The 19857-nt window shown below is 74.5% G+C and carries 21 protein-coding genes; 11 read left to right on the top strand and 10 right to left on the bottom strand.

The window, feature by feature from the left end:
- Nucleotides 1–107 precede the first annotated feature (107 nt).
- Entirely contained in the window at nucleotides 108–971 is an 864-nt protein-coding gene (locus ACN9MS_RS01070; protein ID WP_426310335.1) for a CPBP family intramembrane glutamic endopeptidase, read from the top strand.
- Nucleotides 972–983: 12 nt separating this feature from the next.
- Here the strand turns inward: ACN9MS_RS01070 and ACN9MS_RS01065 are convergent, their stop codons facing one another.
- The 4 genes from ACN9MS_RS01065 to ACN9MS_RS01050 form a co-directional block, all read right to left on the bottom strand.
- A complete protein-coding gene (locus ACN9MS_RS01065) occupies nucleotides 984–1277 on the bottom strand; it encodes a hypothetical protein (RefSeq protein WP_426310334.1) in 294 nt (97 codons plus the stop codon).
- A gap of 106 nt (nucleotides 1278–1383) precedes the next feature.
- Nucleotides 1384–1737, bottom strand: coding sequence for a LapA family protein (locus ACN9MS_RS01060; RefSeq protein ID WP_426310333.1), 354 nt, complete (start codon nucleotides 1735–1737; stop codon nucleotides 1384–1386).
- 127 nt (nucleotides 1738–1864) lie between these two features.
- A complete protein-coding gene (locus ACN9MS_RS01055; RefSeq protein ID WP_426310332.1) occupies nucleotides 1865–2956 on the bottom strand; it encodes a fatty acid desaturase family protein in 1092 nt (363 codons plus the stop codon).
- Nucleotides 2940–3392 carry a hypothetical protein gene (locus ACN9MS_RS01050; RefSeq protein WP_426310331.1) on the bottom strand — a complete coding sequence of 151 codons (453 nt, stop codon included), beginning with the start codon at nucleotides 3390–3392 and terminating at the stop codon, nucleotides 2940–2942. Before ACN9MS_RS01050 ends, ACN9MS_RS01055 begins: the two co-directional genes overlap by 17 nt.
- 316 nt (nucleotides 3393–3708) lie before the next feature.
- Between ACN9MS_RS01050 and ACN9MS_RS01045 the strand changes: the two genes are divergently transcribed.
- The 5 genes from ACN9MS_RS01045 (at nucleotide 3709) to ACN9MS_RS01025 (ending at nucleotide 8762) form a co-directional block, all read left to right on the top strand.
- Nucleotides 3709–4014: a DUF6221 family protein gene (locus tag ACN9MS_RS01045; protein ID WP_426310330.1), complete on the top strand. Its 306-nt coding sequence runs from the start codon at nucleotides 3709–3711 to the stop codon at nucleotides 4012–4014.
- A gap of 176 nt (nucleotides 4015–4190) precedes the next feature.
- Nucleotides 4191–5144: a 5'-3' exonuclease gene (locus tag ACN9MS_RS01040; protein ID WP_426311791.1), complete on the top strand. Its 954-nt coding sequence runs from the start codon at nucleotides 4191–4193 to the stop codon at nucleotides 5142–5144.
- A gap of 460 nt (nucleotides 5145–5604) precedes the next feature.
- The gene (locus ACN9MS_RS01035; protein ID WP_426310329.1) at nucleotides 5605–6384 is read left to right on the top strand and encodes a hypothetical protein; all 780 of its coding nucleotides are present in this window, start codon (nucleotides 5605–5607) and stop codon (nucleotides 6382–6384) included.
- Nucleotides 6385–6457: 73 nt separating this feature from the next.
- On the top strand, nucleotides 6458–7255 hold the full coding sequence (locus ACN9MS_RS01030) for an alpha/beta hydrolase (protein WP_426310328.1): 798 nt from the start codon (nucleotides 6458–6460) through the stop codon (nucleotides 7253–7255).
- A 118-nt stretch (nucleotides 7256–7373) separates the two neighbouring features.
- Nucleotides 7374–8762, top strand: coding sequence for an FAD-binding oxidoreductase (locus ACN9MS_RS01025; RefSeq protein WP_426310327.1), 1389 nt, complete (start codon nucleotides 7374–7376; stop codon nucleotides 8760–8762).
- A 49-nt stretch (nucleotides 8763–8811) separates the two neighbouring features.
- On the opposite strand, the gene ACN9MS_RS01020 is transcribed toward ACN9MS_RS01025, so the two are convergent.
- The 4 genes from ACN9MS_RS01020 to ACN9MS_RS01005 form a co-directional block, all read right to left on the bottom strand.
- Nucleotides 8812–9387: a DUF4240 domain-containing protein gene (locus ACN9MS_RS01020; RefSeq protein WP_426310326.1), complete on the bottom strand. Its 576-nt coding sequence runs from the start codon at nucleotides 9385–9387 to the stop codon at nucleotides 8812–8814.
- A 69-nt stretch (nucleotides 9388–9456) separates the two neighbouring features.
- Nucleotides 9457–9927, bottom strand: a complete 471-nt coding sequence (locus ACN9MS_RS01015; RefSeq protein ID WP_426310325.1) for a protein-tyrosine phosphatase family protein — start codon at nucleotides 9925–9927, stop codon at nucleotides 9457–9459.
- 118 nt (nucleotides 9928–10045) lie between these two features.
- On the bottom strand, nucleotides 10046–11806 hold the full coding sequence (locus ACN9MS_RS01010; RefSeq protein ID WP_426310324.1) for an acyl-CoA dehydrogenase family protein: 1761 nt from the start codon (nucleotides 11804–11806) through the stop codon (nucleotides 10046–10048).
- An 89-nt stretch (nucleotides 11807–11895) separates the two neighbouring features.
- Nucleotides 11896–12570 carry a TetR/AcrR family transcriptional regulator gene (locus tag ACN9MS_RS01005; protein WP_426310323.1) on the bottom strand — a complete coding sequence of 225 codons (675 nt, stop codon included), beginning with the start codon at nucleotides 12568–12570 and terminating at the stop codon, nucleotides 11896–11898.
- Nucleotides 12571–12720: 150 nt separating this feature from the next.
- Between ACN9MS_RS01005 and ACN9MS_RS01000 the strand changes: the two genes are divergently transcribed.
- Entirely contained in the window at nucleotides 12721–14283 is a 1563-nt protein-coding gene (locus ACN9MS_RS01000; protein WP_426310322.1) for a class I adenylate-forming enzyme family protein, read from the top strand.
- 39 nt (nucleotides 14284–14322) lie between these two features.
- Here ACN9MS_RS01000 and ACN9MS_RS00995 read toward each other — a convergent pair whose 3' ends face one another.
- Nucleotides 14323–14784, bottom strand: a complete 462-nt coding sequence (locus ACN9MS_RS00995; protein WP_400553702.1) for an Lrp/AsnC family transcriptional regulator — start codon at nucleotides 14782–14784, stop codon at nucleotides 14323–14325.
- Nucleotides 14785–14974: 190 nt separating this feature from the next.
- Here ACN9MS_RS00995 and ACN9MS_RS00990 point away from each other — a divergent pair, with 190 nt between their 5' ends.
- Both ACN9MS_RS00990 and ACN9MS_RS00985 read left to right on the top strand, forming a co-directional pair.
- Entirely contained in the window at nucleotides 14975–16414 is a 1440-nt protein-coding gene (locus ACN9MS_RS00990; protein WP_426310321.1) for an NAD(P)/FAD-dependent oxidoreductase, read from the top strand.
- A gap of 68 nt (nucleotides 16415–16482) precedes the next feature.
- Nucleotides 16483–16818 (top strand): YnfA family protein, encoded by a 336-nt coding sequence (locus ACN9MS_RS00985; RefSeq protein ID WP_426310320.1) that lies wholly within the window; start codon nucleotides 16483–16485, stop codon nucleotides 16816–16818.
- A gap of 4 nt (nucleotides 16819–16822) precedes the next feature.
- Here ACN9MS_RS00985 and ACN9MS_RS00980 read toward each other — a convergent pair whose 3' ends face one another.
- Nucleotides 16823–17248, bottom strand: coding sequence for a MerR family transcriptional regulator (locus tag ACN9MS_RS00980; RefSeq protein WP_426310319.1), 426 nt, complete (start codon nucleotides 17246–17248; stop codon nucleotides 16823–16825).
- Between the two features lie 66 nt (nucleotides 17249–17314).
- On the opposite strand from ACN9MS_RS00980, the gene ACN9MS_RS00975 reads away from it, so the two are divergent.
- Both ACN9MS_RS00975 and ACN9MS_RS00970 read left to right on the top strand, forming a co-directional pair.
- Nucleotides 17315–18553 carry an MFS transporter gene (locus ACN9MS_RS00975; protein ID WP_426310318.1) on the top strand — a complete coding sequence of 413 codons (1239 nt, stop codon included), beginning with the start codon at nucleotides 17315–17317 and terminating at the stop codon, nucleotides 18551–18553.
- 68 nt (nucleotides 18554–18621) lie between these two features.
- Complete coding sequence (locus tag ACN9MS_RS00970) at nucleotides 18622–19755, top strand: RDD family protein (protein WP_426310317.1); 1134 nt, start codon at nucleotides 18622–18624, stop codon at nucleotides 19753–19755.
- The last annotated feature ends 102 nt before the right edge of the window (nucleotides 19756–19857 follow it).

Raw genomic sequence — 19857 nt, 5'->3', positions numbered from 1 at the left:
CGCCGCGCGCACGTCGCGTCCGCTCCCTACGCTCGGCGTGTCGGGCGCGCTCGTTCGCACCGATCGGCCGGCGCCGACGGCCGTACGACGACGAACGAGGAGGGCCCATGACCGAGGTGACGGGATCGATCGAGCAGGCCACCCCGCGATCGGGCTGGCAGCGCTTCTGGGACCGCGGCGGCTGGTGGCGCGCGTTCCTCTTCGCCGTCCTCTACATCGCGGTGTACCTCGGGCTCGGACAGCTCGTGGGACTCAGCAGGCTGGGCCCGGACAGCGGCGAGGAGCTCCTCGACTCCTCCGGCAACGTGTTCTTCGGGCTGCTGCTGCCGATCCTCGTCATGAGCCTGCTGCTCGTCGCCTTCCTGTCCACGATGCGCTGGCGGCGCGAGGTGTTCGGTCCGCAGCCTGTCGCGGGCCGCCCGTGGATGTGGGTCGCGGTCGTCCTCGTGCTCGTGCCGGTCGTGCTGCACCTCGTCGCGACGGACTGGTCGTCGTACGACGTCACGGTGATCCTCACCGTCTTCGCGCTCGGCCTGTGCATCGGGTTCGCCGAGGAGGTCCTGACGCGCGGCGTCGCCGTGACGATGCTCCGCCGGGCGGGCTACGGCGAGAAGGTCGTGATGGTGCTGTCGTCGCTCCTCTTCGCGCTCCTGCACGCGTCGAACCTGGTCTCGGGGCAGGACCTCCTGACCGTGGGCACGACGGTGGTCTTCGCGTTCGGGTTCGGCACCATGATGTACCTCTCGATGCGCATCACCGGCAGCATCGTGCCCGCGATCCTCCTGCACGCCGCGACCGACCCGACGACGATCCTCGCGACCGGCGGGATCGACACCCACGGCGCGAACGCCGGGTCCGACGCGCTCAACGCCTTCGCGGGGACGTTCAACGTCGTCTTCGTCGCCCTCGCGGTCCTCGCGGTGTTCCTCGTCTCGGGTCGCGTCGGGAAGCCCGCGACGGCGAAGGCCTGAGGCCGCGGGCCGTCAGGACCGACGCCCGCGCAGCGCGATCACGGGCCCCGAGAACAGCGCGATGCCGAGCATGAACCCGACGTCGTACCAGTTCCCGTTGTTGTCGATCTCGTAGATGCTCACCGTGTCGGTGAAGAGCGACACGATGAACGTGATCGGCAGGATCACCCCCTGCCACAGGCCCCACCAGAAACCGTAGCCGCCGGGGTTGGCGGCGACGTTCGGCCCGGCGGCGCAGGCCCCCAGGAGCAGGAGCACTGCGATGGCGAGAGCCGCAACGGCTCCTCGTCGCGTCGTCGTGGACATGACGCTCACCTCCGCGCACCAGTGAACCGCGAGAGCCGCCCGACGGCGAGGCCGGCGCGGCTCGCACCGGGGCTCCGCGCGCCCGTCGGTCGACTCCGCGCGAGGGCTAGACGCGGTGCGCGAGGCGTCGGCGGAGCTGGTGGATGCGGAGTGTGCCGACGACGAGGGCGACGATCCCGACGCCGATTCCCGCGATGAGCAGGGCGAGGGCGAGCGGGACGGAGCCTTGCCAGCCCAGGAACGAGACGAGCACGAACTGAGTGTTCTGCAGCATGAACACGATGAGCGCGACCAGGACGAGGGCGGCGACGCACAGGCCGACCCACGTGGCTCCGGTGCGGGTCCGAGGAGTCCGCGTCGGGTTGCCCGACGTGCGGGACACGCGTGAGTCGGGGCGGCTGCCCGACACGGCAGCGGTGGGCTGCCCGTTCGTCGCGGAGCTGAGCGGGGTGGTGGCCATGGCGGCCTCCTCGTGGTTCCGGGCCCGCGCACCTCAGACGGGGCACGTTCGCCGCGGATACCGTGACCCTACGCCTCGCACCTGGGAGCGAACCTGGGAGCCGCTGTGCGCGTGCCGGACGACCTCCCTACCGACCGAGGCTGGCGGCCAGCGGGCAGGAGAACGGTTCGCGAGCACGGCCGGGGACGTCGTTGAGGTACTGGACGACGATCCGGTAGGAGGCGAAGAACCGGACCTCGGTGTACGTCACGCCGAGCTGGGAGCAGTACTCGCGCACGAGGGGCTGGACGCGCCTGAGGTTCGGGCGCGGCATGCTCGGGAACAGGTGGTGCTCGACCTGGCGGTTGAGACCGCCCATGAAGAAGTCGACGACGGCGCCGCCGCGGATGTTGCGGGACATGAGCACCTGGCGGCGCAGGAAGTCGACGTCGGCCGTCGCCGGGACGATCGGCATGCCCTTGTGGTTCGGTGCGAACGCGCCCCCGAGCAGGATGCCGAAGACCGCGAGCTGGACCGCGAGGAACGCCGCCGCGACGGTCGGGGGGAGCAGGAGGGCCAGTGCCACCAGGTAGAGGGTGAGCCGCGAGAGCAGGACGGGGACCTCCACGCCACGATGGGGCACGGGCCCGCGTCCGAGCACCCTGCGCACGCTCGCGACGTGCAGGTGGAGGCCCTCGAGGGCGAGCAGGGGGAAGAAGTACCAGCCCTGCCGACGGGCCAGCCACCCTCGCCAGCCGTGGCGGCTCGCCATGACGGCGGGCGTGAACGCGATCACGCCCGGTGAGATGTCGGGGTCGTGGCCCTCCTGGTTCGGGGCGGCGTGGTGGGCGTCGTGCTTCGCGGTCCACCAGGCGTGGCTGAGCCCGACGAGCGCGTTCGCGAGGATGCGCGCGGTCCAGTCGTTCCAGGCACGGGAACGGAACACCTGCCGGTGGGAGCTGTCGTGGCCGAGGAAAGCGAGCTGGGCGAGCACGAGCGCGAGCACCACGGCCAGGAGGAGCTGCCACCAGGAGTCGCCCACGAGGACGATCCCCACCCAGACCGCGCCGAGCGCGACGACCGTCAGGACGAGCCGGGTCCAGTAGTAGCCGTACCGCCGGCGCAGCAGGCCGGACTCCCGCACGATCTTCGCGAGCACCGAGTAGTCCCGAGCCGTCGAACGGGCTGCGGTCCGGACCGTCGGCGCCAGGGGCTGCTGCGCCTCACTCGAAGCGGACATGGTCGGCCTCGGCCTTCACGCTCGCCGTGCGCAGCACCTCGGCCGCGCGCCACTCGGCCAGCTCGTCGGCCTTGCGCGTCCGCTCGTTCGTGATCGTCTCCTCGACGTCACGCAGAACCGTCGCGATCTCGTGGGCCAGTCCCCCCGAGAGCATGGCGAGGTTCGTGTTCTCGACGAGCAGGCGCCGGTCCTCCACCCGGAGCACGATCCCCGGATACCCGTGATCGGCGAGCAGCGCAGTGACGGCAGGGAGCTCGAGCAGCGCTTGCTCCGGACCGGACACCCGGCGGGAGAACACGGCGGTCACGGTGTACAGCTGGGGCTCGGCTTCCGTGCCCAGCTCGCGCGGCAGCGCGGTGTCCAAGACTCCCCGGAGCTGGAGCGCGGTGTCCTGGACCCGCCCGAAGGAGGTGGGGGTAGGTGTGGTGGTGCTCATGGCGTCGTCCGATGCTCGGAGCCGGGCCCCCGGCTCGCGTCCGCTGCCGTCGTGGCAGTCGGTGAGGCGCCAGGCGTCCCACTCAAGGAGATCGGGGACTCATCCTCCAGGTCGGGTTCATGACCGCCGTCGTCGTCCCAGCGCGCAATCGAGGTGTCCTCGTCCGGGACGACGGTCTCGCCCTGCGTCCGAGAGCCGACTCGATCGGCGTCACGTGGGCCGATCCGGCGATCAACCACACCTCGACACTACACCGGGGAGGGTTGCTCGCTGCGTCTGCCGGGGAGCGTCGAGCAGCGGGTGGGAGGATGGGGAGATGGCGCTGACCGAGTTCCTGCTCGCCCGGATCGACGAGGACGAAGCAGCGTGCGCGACCCTGGAGGACGGGTCGGGACCACCGGCCCCGTGGTCACGGGCGCGGCTGCTGACCGAGTGCGCGGTGAAACGGCGCATCATCACCCTCGCGTACGAGGCCACCGGGTACGACATGACCGCCGACCTCGAGCGGGACAGCAACGACCGCGCCGAGAGCGGCATCGCCTTCGTCGGCGACCGCATCCTGCGAGCACTCGCCACGCCCTACGCCCAGCACCCGGACTTCGACCCGGCCTGGCGCACCTGAACGACCCGGCCTCCTCGCACCACGACGCGTGGCGACCGATTCCGCGGTCGGCGGGCGACGGTGCGGGAGGCGTGCGGCAGGATGGCGGCATGACGCAGAGCACGGACGACGGCGCCCTCTCGAGCGGCCCGGCGGGCGACCCGGCAGGCAGCGGCGCGACGGCGGGCGGCGAGCTCATGCTGCTCGACACCGCGAGCCTGTACTTCCGCGCGTTCTTCGGGGTCCCCGACTCGATCAAGGCCCCGGACGGCACGCCGGTCAACGCGGTGCGCGGCCTGCTCGACATGATCGCGACGCTCGTCACGGACCGTCGACCGTCGCGCCTCGTCGCGTGCTGGGACGTCGACTGGCGCCCGGCGTTCCGCGTCGAGGCGATCCCGACCTACAAGGCCCACCGGGTGGCCGAGAAGGTCCCCGGGACCACCGGGGTCGAGGAGGTCCCCGAGAAGCTGGTCGCGCAGGTCCCGGTGATCGTCGACGTGCTCGCGGCTCTGGGCATCGCACGCGTCGGTGCGGCGGGCTACGAGGCCGACGACGTCATCGGCACGCTCACCGCGCGCGAGGTCGCTCGGCGCGCGGCCGAGGGGGCGGCGCCGGACCCCTCGGGACGTGCCGCCGTCGAGGTCGTCACCGGCGACCGTGACCTGTTCCAGCTCGTCGACGACGCCGCGGGAGTCAGGATCCTCTACCCGACCAAGGGCGTGCGGAACCTCGACGTCGTCGACCAGGCGCGCCTCGCAGAGCGGTACGGGATCACGACCGGCGCGGCGTACGCGGACATGGCGGTGCTGCGCGGCGACCCGAGCGACGGCCTGCCGGGCGTCCCCGGCATCGGGGAGAAGACGGCGGTCGCGCTGCTCGCGAAGTTCGGCGACCTCGCGGGCGTGCTCGCCGCGCGCGAGGCGGGCGACCCCGGCCTGACGGCGACGCAGCGCCGTCGGCTCACGGAGGCGGCCTCCTACCTGGAGGTCGCCCCGCTCGTGGTGCGCGTCGCCCCGGACGCGCCCGTCGGGGAGTTCCACGACGCGCTCCCGACCGTCCCCGCGGACCCCGACGCGCTCGCGGAGCTCACCGACCGGTGGGGTCTCGGGACGTCGGTCCGGCGCCTGCTGGACGTCCTGGGCGGCTGATCCCGCGGGACGTACTGGTCGAGCATCCACGGGATGGAGAGCACGGTCGGGGCGCTGCTCGCCATGACGAACGACTCGCCGACGATCGGGGCGAACCGGCCCTGCTGCACCGGCCCCATCGCGCCGACGGACGGTAGCGCGGTGAACGCGTCGACCTCGTCGGGGCTGCCGAAGTACATGACGAGCACGTCGGTGTCGATCTCGCCGAGGCGCTCCTCGCTGAGCCCGCAGAAGTACGTGCCGTCGTCGGGCGAGTCGTCGAGCTCGGCGACGCGCGGGTCGTCCGCCCGGAAGATGTTGAGCGTGCCCGGGCTAGCCTCATGTGCGGGTGCCGCGAGGCGCGCGGCCCGTGCGATGCCTCACACGACGCGCAACCTCCCCTCGGCAGCGGCCATCTGGATGCCGCACCACGTTCACCCGTCGTTCATGAGGTGTCGTCATCGTCGTCACCCTGCGCCGCGTGACGACGGCCGGCGCTCCGCAGGACGACCAGGAGGACCCCATGCCCGCACCCGGACGCGCCGTCGGCGCAGCACTTCTCGGGACGGGCGCCGCGCCCGTCGGCGGGCTGCTCGCTCTCCTGCTCCTCGCCGACCTCGTCCTCATCGGCCTCCACCTGTCGCTGAAGATCTTCGGGGAGCCGTCGGGCTACACGTTCGACCTGGGTGTCGACCGCGGCTACGGCGAGCTCGTCCAGTACCTGAAGTCCCTCTGGGCGGGCGCGCTCGCGGCCCTGCTCGCCGTCCGCCGTCGGGCCGCGGTGCTCGCGGCCTGGGCGCTCGTGTGCGGCTACCTGCTCGCGGACGACTGGTTCCAGCTGCACGAGCGGTTCGGTGCGGCCTTCGCCGCGCGGGTCCCGTCGCTCGGGACCCTCGCCAACGACGTGGGCGAGCTCGTCTGGACCGGCGGCGTCGGACTCGTCCTGCTGACGGTCGTCGCCCTCACCCACGTGCGCGCCGCTGCCCGGGACCGTGCGGTGTCCGCGGTGCTCGTCGTGCTGTTCGGCGTCCTCGTGCTGCTCGGGATCGTCCTGGACGCCGTCCACCACACGATCCTGGACGTCCCCGCTCTCGACGTGCCCCTCACGACGCTCGAGGACGGCGGCGAGCTCGTCGCCCTGAGCGTGATCGTCACGTTCCTCTTCGCGGTGGCCTTCACCGCGCACGAGCCGGTCCTCGGGCGGCGGCTGTCCTTCCTCGCCCGCGGGCGCGCGGACCACGCGGTGCGCACCGCGCCCTGACGGCGGTCCGGCAGACTGGGCGGGCTCCGTCGGGCCCCGCGGCCCACCCCGAACCCCCGCCGGGAGGCGAACCGTGGCCCTCGTCCGCTGCTCCTTCTACTCCGACGTGCTCGAGGTGAGCACGACGATGACCGTCGTGCTCCCGCAGGCCACGACGACCCAGATCGGGATGGCCGGCTCCGCGAGCGCCCGCGCCGAGGGCGCACCGGTGCTGTACCTGCTGCACGGCATGAGCGACGACGAGACGATCTGGACGCGCCGGACGTCGATCGAGCGGTACGTCGCCGACCGGGGGCTCGCCGTCGTCATGCCGCGCGTGGAGCGCAGCTTCTACGCCGACGAGGTGCACGGGCACCGGTACTGGACGTTCCTGTCGGAGGAGCTGCCGAGCCTGGTCGGCCAGTTCTTCCGGGTGTCGTCGCGCCGCGAGGACTCGTTCGTCGCGGGCCTGTCGATGGGCGGCTACGGCGCGTTCCGGTGGGCGCTGCGCCATCCCGAGCGGTTCGCGGCGGCCGCGAGCCTGTCCGGGGTCCTCGACCTCGCGGACGAGTCGTACCGCGAGCGCCGGCTGCCGGACATCGAGCGCGTGTTCGGCGACCGCGAGATCGCGGGCTCGGACGACGACCTGCTCGCGCTGCTGCGTCGGGCCGCTGCCGAGGGGCGCACCGCGGACCTGCCGGACCTGTTCCTCGCGTGCGGGACGGAGGACTTCCTCGTCGACGGCAACCGGGCGTTCGAGCAGGTCGCGCGCGAGTCCGGCGTCGCGCTGCGGTCGGAGCTCTCGCCCGGCACGCACGAGTGGGCCTTCTGGGACCGCACGATCCAGGACGTCCTCGACTGGCTGCCGCTGCCCGGGACGCCACGAACCTGACGTCGCGCCCTCCCTACCCCTCGGGGTACGTGTCACACACCGTGCCCGCGCGTCGTCGTGTGGGTGAGCGCACCTACTGTCGGGAGGCGCGCACACCGCGACGAAGGGGACCACCACCATGACCACCTCTGCCACCACGCTCCCGCCCACCGAGGTCACCGCGCTGCGCGACCGCCTCACCGGGCGCGTCCTCGCCCGGGGCGACCTGCCCGACGGCGGCCCGACCGCCGCGGAGGCCGTGGCCGCCCACAGCACGCTCGTCACGCACGACCCCGACCTCGCGGTGCTCGCCGCGACGGAGGCCGACGTCGTGGAGGCCGTCCGGTTCGCGGCCCACCACGGGCTCCGCGTGCGCGCCCACGCGACGGGCCACGGCGCGGCCGCCCCGGTCACGGACGGGCTCGTGCTCGGCACGGGCGACCTCGCGGGCGTCGAGGTCGACCCCGTGACGCGGATCGCGCGCATCTCGGCAGGGACGCGCTGGAAGGCCGTCGTGGAGGCGGCGGCGGAGCACGGCCTCGCCCCGGTCACCGGGTCCTCGACGGGAGTCGGCGTCGTCGGGTACACGCTCGGCGGCGGGTTCGGCCCGCTCACGCGCAGCCACGGGCTCACGACGGACTGGGTCCGCGGCTTCCGGGTCGTGCTGGCCGACGGCTCGGTCGTCGAGGCGAGCGCGGACTCCGAGCCGGACCTGTTCTGGGCCCTGCGCGGCGGCAAGGGCGGACTGGGCGTGGTGACGCGCGTCGACGTCGCGCTCGCACCGCTGCGCACCCTGTACGCGGGGGCGCTGACGTTCGACGCCCCGCACATCGAGGACGTGCTGCGCGGGTGGGTCGGCTGGACCGCGACCGCGCCCGACGACGTCACGACGTCGGTCGTCGTGCTCGCCCTCCCGGACCTGCCGTTCATCCCCGAGCACCTGCGCGGTCGCACGGTGCTCACCCTGCGCTTCGCCTACCCGGGCGACGCCGCGGAGGGCGAGCGCCTGGCCGCGCCGCTGCGGGCGCTCGCCCCGGTCATGGCCGACGCGCTCGGCGAGATCCCGACGACCGCCGTCGCCACGATCCACAACGACCCCGAGGACGCCGGCCCCTCGTGGGTCTACGGCGCCGGCCTGCGCGCGGTGGACGGGGCGTTCCTCGACCGCTTCCTCGCCGAGCTCGGGCCGGGCAGCGGGTCACCGTTCGTCGCCGCCGAGCTGCGGCACGTCGGCTCGGCAGGAGCCCGCGACGTCGACGGCGGGTCCGCCGCCGGCGGGCGGACGGCCGGGTTCCTGTTCAGCCTGGTCGGGGTGAACCCGCCGCGCGTGCCGGACATGATCGAGACGGCAGCCGCGTTCGCGCAGTGGTCGCAGCCGTGGGCCGCGACGGAGACGAACATCAACTTCCTGCCGGGGCCGTGGTCGGACGAGACGCTCGCGCGGGCCTGGTCCCCGGAGACGGCGGCGCGCCTCGCGTCCGTGCGGTCGGCCTACGACCCGACGGGTCTCTTCGCCTGGCGGGTCTGACCTCGCCGCCTCCCCCGGCGCCCGGGGGAGGCGCCCCGGCCCGTGCCGGTCACACCGCGAAGAGCGTGGTGAGCCGCGGGAGGCGATGCGCGTTCTCCTCGTCATCGTCGAAGTCCCACTGCTCGCCGGCGGGCTCGCGGTAGGCGTGCCCCGACGACGTCCGCTCGCGCGCCGCGTGGTACGCGTCGTCGTCCTCGCCCGTCGCGCGCGCCCAAGCGCCGCCGACGAGCCACTCGAGGGACTCGTACCCGAACCACGGCGAGCCGCCGTCGGCCATCGCGGCGACCACGGGGTGGTCGGCGAGGGAGTCCGGGTCGGTGACCGCACGCTCGAACGTCGCACGACCCGCGAGGACGAGCCCGTCGCGGAAGTCCATGAACCCGTCGTCGCTGCACCCGCCCTCGACGAGGTACGCCGCTCCCCACACCGGCCACGCGTAGGCGTCGCGCGCCACGGCACCGGCGACGTCGGCGAACGCGAGGATCTCGTCCGGGCTCAGCCGCTCAACGAGCAGGTCGGTCAGGACGTCGGGCAGCGGGTCGTCCTCGGCGCCGCGGTCGTCGGCACCCGCGCCCGCCCGGTCACGCGCGGCGTCGACGATCTCCCAGAAGGTCTCTCGATCCATGCCCCGGACGGTACGACCGGTCACCCACAGACGCTGGTCCCCGGTGGCGCCGGTGGTCCGGACCTGGGTCTACGAGACCGTGCGGTCCCCGGTGCGGCGGACCCAGCGGCGCTGCCACGGCGTCTCGACCGCGCGGGGCCGGTAGTGCGCGCGGACCCAGGCGACAGCGTCGTCGGGACGGACGCCGCCCCAGACCGCGAGGAGCGCGAGCGCCGTGCCGGTGCGGCCGGTCCCACCCCCGCAGGCGACCTCCACGCGCTCGTCGGCCGCCCGCTCGTACGCTTCGCGCAGCACCGCGACGGCGTCCGGCGTGGACCGCGGCAGCGCGAAGTCCGGCCACCGGACCCAGCGCGACTCCCAGGGCTGCGACGGCGGCCGCCTTCCGGTGAGGTACACGCCGAGCTCCGGCTCGTCGCCCGGCCCGGGCGGCCCGGAGCGCAGCCCGCGACCCCGCACGCGCCGCCCGGCGGGCAGCTCGATGACTCCGTCGCCCCGCTCCCACGAACCCATGTGCCCCTCCTCGCCGACGAGGGTGCTCACCGACGCGAGGGCCCCCTTCTGGTACGGCCCGATCACGGCCTCGATCTCGGGCCACCGCTCTCCGAGACCGTAGCCGAGCGGGACGAGAGTGGTGTTCCAGACGCGAGCCAGCCGCCGGTCATGCCCCCGCGTGCCGGGCGAGGATCGCGTGCGCGTCGGTCCCCCGCGGCAGGACGCCGTAGCCGTGGCCGCGGTCCTCGCCGAGACGGGCGGCGACGAACGCGTCCGCCGTGGCCGGCGGCGCGTGCCGCACCAGGAGCGACCCCTGGAGCGCGAGCGCGAGCGACTCCACGACGCGACGGGCCTGCGCCTGCTGCGCGCGGGCGTCGGACGCCGCGACCTCGGCGACCAGGCGGCGCGTGCGCGCGACGTGCGCGTCGAGGACGGGGTGCGCGCCCGCCGTCGTGCCGAGCTCGGCCTCGAAGGCCGCGACCGACTCCGGCTCGCGGCCCATGGCGCGCAGCACGTCGAGCGCGATGACGTTTCCCGAGCCCTCCCAGATCGCCATGACCGGCTGCTCGCGGTAGCGGCGCGCGAGGGGGTACGCCTCGGTGTACCCGTTGCCGCCCAGGCACTCCATCGCCTCGTACGCGTGGTGCGGGCCGCGCTTGCACACCCAGTACTTGCTCACGGCCGTCGCGAGGCGGCGGAACGCGCGGTCGTGCTCGGACTCGCCGTCGTGCGCGGCGGCGAGGCGCACGGACGTGAGCGTCGCGGCCTCGGACTCGAGCGCGAGGTCGGCGAGCACCGCGGTCATGGCGGGCTGGTCGACGAGCGCCGCGCCGAACGCGCTGCGGTGCCGGGCGTGCCACAAGGCCTCGGTCACGGCCTGCCGCATCCCCGCGGCGGACCCGTGCACGCAGTCGAGCCGCGTGCGCGACACCATCTCGATGATCGTCCGCACGCCGCGCCCGGGCTCCCCGACGAGGAACCCGACCGTGCCGTCGAGCTCGATCTCCGACGACGCGTTCGACCGGTTGCCCAGCTTCTCCTTGAGCCGCTGGATGCGGAACACGTTGCGCGTGCCGTCCTCCAGGACGCGCGGCACGAGGAAGCACGACGGCGCCGCGGCGCCGTCTCGCGCGGTCCCGCCCACCGCACCCGGGACCTGCGCGAGCACGAGGAACGCGTCCGACATCGGCGCCGAGCAGAACCACTTGTGCCCGGTCAGCAGGTACGCGCCGCCCGCGCCGGCGGGCACGGCCGTCGTCGCGTTCGCGCGCACGTCCGAGCCGCCCTGCTTCTCCGTCATCGCCATGCCGACGAGCGCGCCGGGCTTGCTCCCCGGGGCCGCGAGGGCGCCGTCGTACCCGTGGGAGAGCAGGCGCGGCTCCCAGACCGCGGCGAGCCCCGGCGCGTGGCGCAGCGACGGCACCGCCGCGTGCGTCATCGAGACCGGGCACGCGTGGCCGGGCTCGACCTGCGCGAACAGCGAGAACACCGCGCCCCGCACGACGTTCGCCCCCGGCCCTGGCTCCGCCCACGCGCTCGTGTGCGCGCCGTGCGCGACGGCCGCCCCGATCACCTCGTGGTACGCCGGGTGGTACTCGACCTCGTCGACGCGGTTCCCGCGACGGTCGTGCGTGCGCAGCACGGGCTCGTGGACGTTCGCGAGCTCGGCCGCGCGCTGGAAGCCCCCCGACCCGACGAGCGCGCCGACCTCGACGAGCCGGTCCTCGCCCCACACGCCGCCGTAGGCGTGCACCGCCTCGCGCAGCACGGGGTGGTCGAGGTACTCGTTGACGCCCTCGCGCTCGGGCGGCTGGTTCGTCACCCGGTGGGTGACGTGGGGCGCCGGGTGCGACGCCGGCGCGGCCGGGTGCGAGACGATGGCCGCGGCAGGGGCCGAGGCGGGCGTGGTGGTGTCGGGCGGGGTCACGGTGTCCTCCTGCGGCTCTGCGGGTGGTTCGGTGCCGCGCTGTGGCGGTGGTACAGCGGGGTCCGGTGCTCAGGTCGGCTCGGACGTGGTCAGGTCGACTCGTGCGCGGAGGCCAGGGCGCCGACGGCGCCCAGGCAGAAGCGCAGGATCGTCGCGACGACGGCGTCCCGCGCCGCCGGCGGGAACGTGCCGTCGGGGCCGGACGGGCCGCCCGCGAGCGGGGAGAGCGGGCCGGTGAGCGACTCGCCGATCGCGCCGACGAGGGCGGTCGCGACGACCGCGACGTCCTGGTCGGGGATCTCCCCGGCGTCGACGCCGGCGCGCACGACGTCCGCGAACGTCTCGGCGTACGCGCGCCGGTACTCCAGGCGCGCGGCGTCCACGGCCGGGTCGACCGGCTCGAGCAGCAGCGCCCACGCGAGCGTCGGGCCGCGCAGCGCGCGCCGCGCGAACGTGTCGACGGCGCGGCCGAGGCGCGCGACGGTCGTCCCGCCGGGCGGGTCGTCCGCACGCGCCGACGCAGCGGCCCGCACGGCGTCGAGCTCGACGTCGGCCGCCTGCCGGAACACGGCCACGAGCAGGTCGGCCTTGGTGGGGAAGTAGGAGTAGACGCCGCCGGTGCTCACCCCGGCGCGCGCGGCGAGCGCCTGCACGCTCGCCCCGGCGAACCCGGTCGCGGCGACGATCGTGCGCGCCGCGTCGAGCAGCGCCTCACGCTTGCGCTCGCGGGCGGCCCGCGTGGCGGGCGTCTCGCGGTAGGGCACGGTTCCTCCGTCGTCGTCGAGGGAGCGCCGCCCCGTCGCGGCTTCCCAGCAAGAATTGAACCATGGTTCAATTCATCGCGGTACCGGCTTCGGCCGGGCCGCCGAGACGGCGTCGATGACGACGCCGGGCAGGACGTCGAGGAGGACGACATGCACCTGGGCAGCATGCTGGAGAGCACGGCACGCAAGGTCCCCGCCAAGGAGGCGCTCGTGCTGGGCGAGCGCCGGCTCACCTACGCCGAGCTGGACGACGCCGCGCGCCGCGCCGCCGCGGTGTTCCGCGACGCCGGGGTGCGCCCCGGCGACCGCGTCACCGTGATGACGTTCAACACCCCCGGCTTCGTCGTCGCGGCGTTCGGCCTGTGGCGCGCGGGCGCCGTGCTCGTGCCCGTCAACCACAAGCTCCAGGCGCCGGAGGTCGCGCGGCTCGTCGCGCACAGCGGCGCGGTGCTGGGCATCGCCGACGCCTCGCTCGCACCCGTGGCCACGGCCGCGGCTCCCGGGGTGCGGTGGCTGTGGACGGAGGCGGACGCCGTCGGGCCGGACGCAGCCGCCTCCGAGAGGGACGACGCGCGCGACGACTTCGACCACCTCGTCGCCGCGGCGACGCCGTGGGACGGCGTCCCGCCGGACCAGGACGCGATCGCGCAGGTGCTCTACACGTCCGGCACGACGGCGGCCCCCAAGGGGTGCGAGCACACCCACCGCGGGCTGAGCTCGGTCGCGGCGTACACGACGGCCGCCGTCGGGCTGCGTGCCGACGACCGGTTCCTCCTCGCGATGCCGATCTGGCACGCGTCGCCGCTCAACAACTGGTTCCTGTCGATGGTGTTCCTCGGCGGGACGACGGTGCTGCTGCGCGAGTACCACCCGATCGAGATGCTCCGGACGGTCGCCGCCGAGCGCACGACGGCGTTCTTCGGCGCGCCCATCGCGTACGTCGCGCCGCTCCAGGTCGCGGCCGCGCAGGGCATCGACCTGTCGGCGTTCGACCTGTCGAGCGCGCGGCTCTGGCTCGCCGGCGGCGCGCCCGTCGGCGCGGACACCGTCCGGGCGATCCGCGCCGCCTACCCGGGCGAGCTGCACCAGGTCTACGGCATGAGCGAGATGGGTCCGGTCGGCACCGCGCTCGGCCCGGCCGACCAGGAGCGCAAGGCGGGCTCGATCGGCCACGCGGGCATGCCGGGCGTCGACGTGCGGGTCGTCGACCTCGACGGGAACGACGTGGAGCCGGGCGGCACGGGCGAGGTCTGGCTGCGGTCGGACACGCGCATGGTCGGCTACCTCGACGACCCCGAGGCGACCGAGGCAGTCCTCGTGGGCGACTGGTACCGGACGGGCGACGTCGTGCACGTCGACGAGGACGGGTACCTCTTCATCGTCGATCGGCTCAAGGACGTCATCATCACCGGCGGCGAGAACGTGTACTCGCAGGAGGTCGAGGAGGCGCTGCGCGGGTCGCCCGAGGTCGCGGACGTCGCCGTCGTCGGGCGCCCGCACGCCGACTGGGGCGAGACGGTCGTCGCGTTCGTCGTGCCGGCCCCGGGCGCCGAGCCCTCGCTCGACTCGCTGCGCGCCTTCCTCGCCGACCGGCTCGCGCGCTACAAGGTGCCGCGCGACGTCGTGCTCGTCACCGAGCTGCCCCGCAACCCGTCGGGCAAGCTCACCAAGCACGTGCTGCGCTCGCGGGTCCGCGAGAACGCCGCCGTCTGACCCGTCGCCCGCCCCTGAACCCGACCGCGTGGCCGGGCGTCAGGGGCGCGCGTGCTCGAAGATCACGGTCGTGCTCGTCCCCGCGACCTCGGGCCGGACGCTGAGCGTCTTGGACACCAGGTCGCGCAGGGCGTCGGAGTCGGCGACGGCGACGTGCAGGAGGAAGTCGCGGTCTCCGGTGACGAAGAAGACGCCCTCGACGTCCGGCAGCGTGAGCAGGTAGTCGCGGAACGCCTCGAGGCCCTTGCGCGCGCCGGCCTGGAGCCGGATCGCGATGAGCGCCTCGAGCCCGCGGCCGAGCGCGGCCGGGTCGACGTCGGCCCGGAAGCCACGGATCACGCCGCGGTCCACGAGGGCGCGCACACGCGCGTGGCACGTCGACGCGGCGATGCCGACGCGGGCCGCGATCGCGGCGTTCGTGGCCCGCGCGTCGGTCGCGAGGACGTCGAGGATGCGGCGGTCCACGTCGTCCAGGACGGCGGGTCGAAGATCCTTCGGCACGAGGAGCCTCCTCAGATGGTTCGGCGAAGGTCAGGTCGATCGCCGCACGGAGCCACGACGATCCTTCGGCACATCTTGCCGCACACCGAAGGATCCACCACGCTGGAGTCGTGCGACACCATCCCGTCGCACACCAGCCACGCGCCCGCCTCGCCACCCGCGAGGCGGGCGTCGGTCGAAGGAGCCCGGCGTGAGCACGACCTCTCGTCCCCGTCCCCGCACCCGCGACGCCCGGTCCGCGTCGCCGGGCCGAGCGCCCCGCACGGCGGTCGTCGTCGGCGCCGGCATGGTGGGCCTCGCCACCGCCTGGCACCTCCAGGAGCAGGGCGTCGAGGTCACCGTCGTCGACCGCGAGGGAGTCGCCGCCGGGTCGTCGTGGGGCAACGCCGGGTGGTTGACCCCCGGCATGGCGATGCCGCTGGCGGACCCGTCGCTCTGGACGTACGGCCCGCGCGCCCTCCTCGACCCCGCCGCACCCCTGCACGTGCCGCTGCGGTTCGACCCGCGCCTGTGGACGTTCTTCGCACGCTTCATGGCGCACGCGACCCAGCGCCGCTGGGACCACGCGATGGCGGCCCTCACCCCGATCGACCGCGTCGCGCTCGACGCGTTCGACGAGCTCGCCGCCGGCGGGAGCCTCGGGCACGGCGTCGAGGCCGGCACCACGCCCGGGCCGTTCACCGTCGCGTTCGAGCACGTGCGCGAGGCACGGCCGTTCCTGCGGGAGCTCGAGCAGGTCGCCGCCGCCGGCCAGACCGTGCCCGTCCGGCGCGTCGAGGCCGGCGAGCGCGCCCACCAGCTCACCGACAGCGTCTCCACCGTCTACGCCCTCGAGGGCCAGCGCTTCCTCGAGCCGGGACCGTTCGTCCACGCCCTCGCCGACTCGGTGCGCGCCCGCGGCGGGCGGATCCTCACCGGGCTCGAGGTGCTCGACGTCGAGCCCGGCCGCCTCGGCGCGTGCGTCTTCGCACGGGCCGTGCACCCCGACGCCGCCGCGCACCCCGCGCTCGTCGGCGCGACCGGGGCGAGCCAGGAGTCCGGCGCGGGCGACGGCGTCGGGCACGACCGCGGGGCAGCCCGCCGGGCCGGGTCCCCGACCGAGCGCGAGGAGGGGGTCGTGCTGCGCGGCGACGCCGTCGTGCTCGCGACCGGCGCGTGGCTGCCGACGCTGGCCGCGCCGCTCGGCGTGCGCACGCGCGTCCAGGCCGGGCGCGGCTACTCGTTCACCGTGAAGACGGACGAGGCCGTGGAGACGCCGATCTACCTGCCCGCGCGGCGCGTCGCGTGCACGCCGTACCAGGGACGGTTCCGCATCGCGGGGACCATGGAGTTCCGCGGCCCGGACGAGCCGCTCCAGCCGCGCCGCATCGAGGCGATCCTCGCGTCCGTGCGACACCTGTTCCAGGGCGTCGACCTCGACGACCGGCACGACGAGTGGGTCGGGTCGCGCCCCGTCACGCCCGACGGTCTGCCGCTCGTCGGCGCGACGCGCACCCCCGGCGTCTACGTCGCGGGCGGCCACGGCATGTGGGGCATGGTGCTCGGGCCCGCCACCGGCCGCGCGCTCGCCCACCTCGTGACGACCGGGGAGACCCCCGACGAGATCCGGTCGTTCGACCCCCTGCGCTGAGCCCACCCCGTCCGGCGCGGCGAGCCGGACCAGCAGGTCCGAGCGCGTCGGCCCCTACGCTGGCGCGCATGGACCTCGCGCGCTCGATCCCGCTGTTCGTGCTCGCCGCGCTGCTGGAGATCGGCGGGGCGTGGCTCGTGTGGCAAGGGCTGCGCGAGCACCGGGGCTGGCTGTGGATCGGGGCGGGCGTCGTCGCGCTCGGACTCTACGGCGTCGTCGCGACGCTCCAGCCGGACGCGAACTTCGGCCGGATCCTCGCCGCGTACGGCGGCGTGTTCGTCGCCGGGTCGCTCGCGTGGGGCATGGTCGTGGACGGCTTCCGACCGGACCGCTGGGACGTCGTCGGCGCGATGCTCTGCCTCGCCGGCGTCGCCGTCATCATGTACGCACCGCGCCCGGAGTAGCCGGTCAGACGCCGACGGCGGCCGGTGCGGACGCGGCAGACCGTGCCGGGTGGCGGTCCTCGGGGCGCTGGGCGTACGGGCGGATGCGCTCGAGGTAGTCGGCGATGGCGTCGCGGTTCTTCTCGAGGATGCGGATGCGGTCCTCCAGGCGGCCGAGCTCCGTCTCGAGGAGCTCGATCTTGTCCGGGTACGCGTTGTGCAGGTGGATCTCGGGGGCGTTGCCGAGGCAGGGCAGGAACTCCTTGATGATCTTGGTCGTGAAGCCGACCTCGAGCAGGCCGCGGATCTGGAGCACGCGGTCGACCAGGTGCTCGCCGTACTCGCGGTAGCCGTTCTCGGCCCGCTCGGGCGTGAACAGCCCTTGTTCCTCGTAGTACCGCAGGAGCCTCGTCGGGGTCCCGGTGCGCCGGGACAGCTCGCCGATCCGCACGTGATCCACCTCACCTGGTCGTGGCGCTTGACCTTCACATCAATGTCAGACATCGATGCTAACCCCATGTCCACGACGAGCACTCCCATCACCGCCACCGTCCCGGACCCCGGCACCGCGTCGGCCGGCGCCCCTCTCACCGCCACCGGCGCCCACAGCCCGGGTGCGCTGCCGGTCGGCGCGCTCCTCGCGCTCGCGGCGTCGGGGTTCCTCACGCTGCTCACGGAGATCCTCCCCGCGGGCGTGCTGCCCGCCATGGCCGCCGACCTCGGCGTCGGAGCCGGTGCCGCCGGGCAGACCGTCACGGCGTTCGCGGTCGGCGCGATCGTCGCCGCGATCCCGCTCACGCGCGCCACCGCACGGTGGGACCGTCGCACGCTGCTCCTCGTGACCGTCGCGGGGTTCGTCGTCGCGAACACCGTCACCGCCGTGTCGTCGTCGTTCGCGCTGACGCTCGTCGCCCGCTTCGCCGCGGGGCTCGTTGCGGGCCTCACGTGGGCGCTCCTGCCCGGGTACGTGCGCCGGATCGTGCCGGCCGCCCGCGTCGGGCGGGCCATGACGATCGCCATGGCCGGCGGCCCGCTCGCGCTCACCCTCGGCGTGCCCGCGGGCGCGGTGCTCGGCACCGCCGTCGGGTGGCGGTGGACGTTCGGCGTCCTCTCGCTCGTCGGCCTCGGACTGCTCGCCTGGGTCCGGCTCGGCGTCCCCGCCGCCATGGGCACCCCGCGCGGCGCCCAGCTCGCGGTCCGCGCGGTGCTCCCCCGCCCCGGGCTGAGGCCCGTGCTGCTGGTCACCGGACTCAACGTGCTCGCCAACACGTCGCTGTACACGTACGTCGCGGTCCACCTCGCGCACCTCGGGCAGGGCTCGCGCACCAGCGTGCTGCTGCTCGTGCTCGGTGCGGCGTCCGCCGGCGCGCTCGTGCTCGTCGGGGCGCTCATCGACCACCGCCTGCGCGCCCTCACCCTGGGGTCGGTCGTGGTCTTCGCTCTGGCGATGCTCGTGCTCGGCCTCGCGCCGACGTCGACGGTCGTCGTCGTGGTCGCCGTCGCGGCCTGGGGCTTCGCGTTCGGCGGGGCCGGAACGCTCTACACGACCGCCGCGGCCCGGGCCGCGGGCGACGGCGCCGACGTCGCGCAGTCCGCGCTCGTCACCGTGTGGAACACGTCCGTCGCCCTGGGCGGGGCCGTCGGCGGCGCGGCGCTCGCCGTCGCCGGCCCGGCGGGGTTGCCGTGGGTCTCGCTCGCGCTCATGGTGCCGGTCCTGGCGACCGTCGTCGCAGGGCGGCGGCACTCCTTCCGCTGACCGCTCCGCCGCTCGGCGGGAGCCCGGCCGGGCTTCCCGCCGGGCGGGGCCTCTGCCAGGATCGGCGCGTGGCCATCGACGCCCCGACCGGCAGGGGGCCGACGCACGACGTCGGAGCCGGAGACCTCGAGCCCGCCCTTCCCGGCCTCGGTCCGGAGCCGACGCGCGAGCAGTACGCGAGCTGGTCCCGCCGCGTCGTCGCGTCGCTGCTCGACACGGCGATCGTCGCGACGGTGATGTTCCTCGCGGTCGGGCCCGCCTACGAGGTGGCCTGGCTCCCCGGGATCAGCTTCGGCGTGACCACGAGCACCGTGGTCCCCGGCGGTACCTGGTGGGCTCTCGGGACCGCGGCCGCGCTCTTCGCCCTCCAGGGCTGGACCGGAGCGACGCCCGGCAAGCGGACGGTGGGGATCGTCGTCGTGCACGACACGACCGGGCGACCCGCCGGGCTGATCCGCACCGTCCTGCGCCATCTGGCCCACCTCCTCGACGCGATCCTGTACATCGGCTTCCTCCGCCCGCTGTGGCACGCGCAGCGCCGGACGTTCGCCGACTCGGTGTGCAGCACGGTCGTGCTGCGGCGCGTCCGACCGCCCGTCCCGTTCCTCGGCCCCGGGACCGGCCTGGGGGGCCCGACGCCGTCGCGCACCGTCACGGGTGCCGCGGCGGTCCTGTCCGTGGGGAGCGCGGTCTTCATCCTCGGCCCGGCTTCGTACACCGGCGGGGACGTGTGGACGGCGACGTGCACACCGGAGGTATCGGACGAGTCCCCGCTGACCGTCGGCGACGTGCAGGTCGTCAGCTGGTCGACCCCGGGCACCGAGAGCCGGTGGGGCGTGACCCGGACGAGCCCGCTCCCCGACGAGGCCGGGCACGAGACGGGCCTCGACGCGTCGTTCGCGGTCGACCTCGACCTGGACGCCGCGCTCGACCAGCCTCTCGACGCCGCGCTCGTCCTGCGCCTCGAGACCGGGCAGGGCGACGACCTCGGCACGTTCGAGTCGCCGTTCCGGGTCGAGCAGCGCGCCGACGGCAGCAGCGAGTGGGAGGTCGTCCCGCCCACGGCCGCCGGCTCGGGGCTCTACACGGTCCACGTCCCGGCATCGACGGTCGCCGCGCGCCCGACGGCGTGGAACTGGGAGGCCTCGGTCGTGGTCGAGGGCGAGACGGTCGCCTCCTGCGGAGGCCGCGGCCCGTCCTGACGAGCACGACCTCACCCGCTGTCGAACACGACATGGGGGTCGCTATCCGCCGGATAACGACCCCCATGTCGTGTTCGGCGCCGGGGGCGGGCCGTCTCATGG

Origin of the sequence: Cellulosimicrobium sp. E-16 (genome assembly GCF_049913115.1) — a bacterium.
Taxonomy (GTDB): domain Bacteria; phylum Actinomycetota; class Actinomycetes; order Actinomycetales; family Cellulomonadaceae; genus Cellulosimicrobium.
The sequence above is the reverse complement of the archived record's forward strand: the minus strand, read 5'-3'. Positions and strand labels throughout refer to the sequence as shown.